This is a genomic window from Parvibaculum sp. (assembly GCF_049672805.1).
In the GTDB taxonomy this organism is placed as follows: Bacteria; Pseudomonadota; Alphaproteobacteria; order Parvibaculales; family Parvibaculaceae; genus Parvibaculum.
Genome location: NZ_JBATWS010000405.1, coordinates 1 through 2253, shown reverse-complemented (window position 1 = coordinate 2253; position 2253 = coordinate 1). Strand labels below are relative to the sequence as shown.

The window sequence follows — 2253 nt, the reverse complement described above, 5'->3', positions numbered from 1 at the left end:
GATTACGAGATCCTCTTTGCGGCACCGCCTGAAAAGGCAGGAGAGGTCAACGCCGTCGCTGCGGAAACGGGGGTGGGCGTGACGAGAATCGGAAAGCTTGTCGATGCGCAGTGCGGGATCGTGGCGCTCGACGGAGAGGGGTGCGAAATCCCCCTCCCGAAGGCGGGTTATCGGCACTTCTAGCGGGGGAGCCTCAGGGCTTCCGGTTGCTTTCCCTTGATCTATTTGGCATCTTTTTGCCCAATTTCTGCAGTCGGCAGGGGGGAGGACTTTCAGCGCTTGCGTTGAAAGAGAGAGGCCATTCCCGCCGGTTACTCCGTCAAGGAAAACCTAAGGACAAAAAAATGAGCACTGCTTTGTGGGCTATTATCGGCTGCGGCGTGCTTGCACTCATCTATGGCATCTGGGCTATCCGCTCAGTGCTGGCGATGGATGCGGGCAATGCACGCATGCAGGAAATCGCTGCGGCGATTCAGGAGGGAGCGAGCGCCTATCTCGCACGTCAGTACACGACCATTGCCCTTGTCGGCGCGGTCATTTTTGCCGTTGTCTGGTATCTGTTGACCATCAAGGTTGCCGTTGGCTTCCTTGTTGGTGCGGCGCTTTCGGGCGCGGCCGGCTATATCGGCATGCTGGTTTCGGTGCGGGCGAACGTGCGCACCACGCAGGCTTCCAGCACGAGCCTTGCCGCAGGTCTCAGCGTTGCCTTCAAGTCGGGCGCTGTCACCGGCATGCTGGTGGCGGGCCTCGCGCTTCTCGCGGTCGCGGTCTATTACGCCGTGCTCACCACGCAGCTTGGCCTTGCGCCCGGCTCGCGTGAAGTGATCGACGCTCTGGTTGCTCTCGGCTTTGGTGCGTCGCTCATCTCAATTTTCGCACGTCTCGGCGGCGGCATTTTCACCAAGGGTGCCGACGTGGGTGGCGATCTTGTGGGCAAGGTCGAAGCGGGCATCCCGGAAGATGATCCTCGCAACCCGGCTACCATTGCCGACAATGTCGGCGACAATGTCGGCGACTGCGCGGGCATGGCTGCTGACCTTTTCGAAACCTATGCGGTGACGGTCGTTGCCACGATGGTTCTTGCCTCGATCTTCTTCGCGGGCGCGGCCATCGACAACATGATGCTTTACCCGCTCGCCATTGGCGGTGCCTGCATCGTGACCTCGATCATCGGCACGTTCTTCGTCCGCCTCGGCAAGAGCAACAACATCATGGGCGCGCTCTACAAGGGCTTCATCGCTTCTGCGGTGCTGTCGCTCGCGCTGCTCTACTGGGTGACCGATCAGGTGATCGGCCTCGAAGCTGCCTACGCCATCGGCGACAAGAGCTTCACCGGCTTTGACCTCTATATCTGCGGTGTTGCAGGCCTTGTCGTGACCGGCCTCATCGTCTGGATCACGGAATACTACACAGGCGTGAATTTCCGCCCCGTGAAGTCTGTTGCCGCTGCCTCGGCAACGGGTCATGGCACCAATGTCATTCAGGGTCTCGCCATCTCGATGGAAGCGACGGCGCTTCCCGCGCTTGTCATCGTGGTTGGCATTCTCGTGACCTATGGCCTTGCCGGTCTCTTCGGTATCGCCATCGCGGTGACGACGATGCTCGCCCTTGCCGGCATGGTCGTCGCTCTCGACGCCTTTGGTCCGGTTACGGACAATGCTGGCGGCATTGCCGAAATGGCGGACTTGCCCGCGGATGTCCGCAAGACGACCGACGCTCTCGACGCCGTGGGTAACACCACAAAGGCTGTCACTAAGGGTTATGCGATCGGTTCGGCGGGCCTCGGCGCGCTGGTGCTTTTCGCCGCTTATACGGAAGACCTGAAGTACTTTGCGGCCAATGCCGACACCTATAGCTACTTCGCTGGCATAAGCCCCGACTTCTCGCTTTCCAACCCCTATGTGGTGATCGGCCTCTTCATTGGCGGCCTTCTGCCTTACCTGTTTGGCTCGATGGGCATGACTGCCGTTGGCCGCGCGGCGGGGTCGGTTGTGGAAGAAGTCCGGCGTCAGTTCAAGGCTGACCCGGGCATTATGGCGGGCACTTCAAAGCCCGATTATGCGCGTGCGGTTGACATGCTGACCAAGGCGGCGATCAAGGAAATGATTATTCCTTCGCTGCTGCCCGTTCTGTCTCCCATCGTTCTCTACTTCATCATCCTCGGTATTGCCGACAAGTCCGCCGCCTTCTCTGCGGTCGGTGCCATGCTGCTCGGCGTGATCGTGACGGGTCTCTTCGTCGCGATCTCCATGA

At 60.2% G+C, this 2253-nt stretch carries 1 protein-coding gene and 1 pseudogene; both read left to right on the top strand.

Annotation, left to right across the window (positions count from 1 at the left end; translation table 11 throughout):
- Positions 1-183 (top strand): annotated as a pseudogene (locus WBF74_RS12600) (thiamine-phosphate kinase); the annotation flags it as partial.
- A gap of 161 nt (positions 184-344) precedes the next feature.
- The coding region (locus tag WBF74_RS12595) for a sodium-translocating pyrophosphatase (protein WP_424440439.1) at positions 345-2253 on the top strand (1909 nt) is incomplete at its 3' end.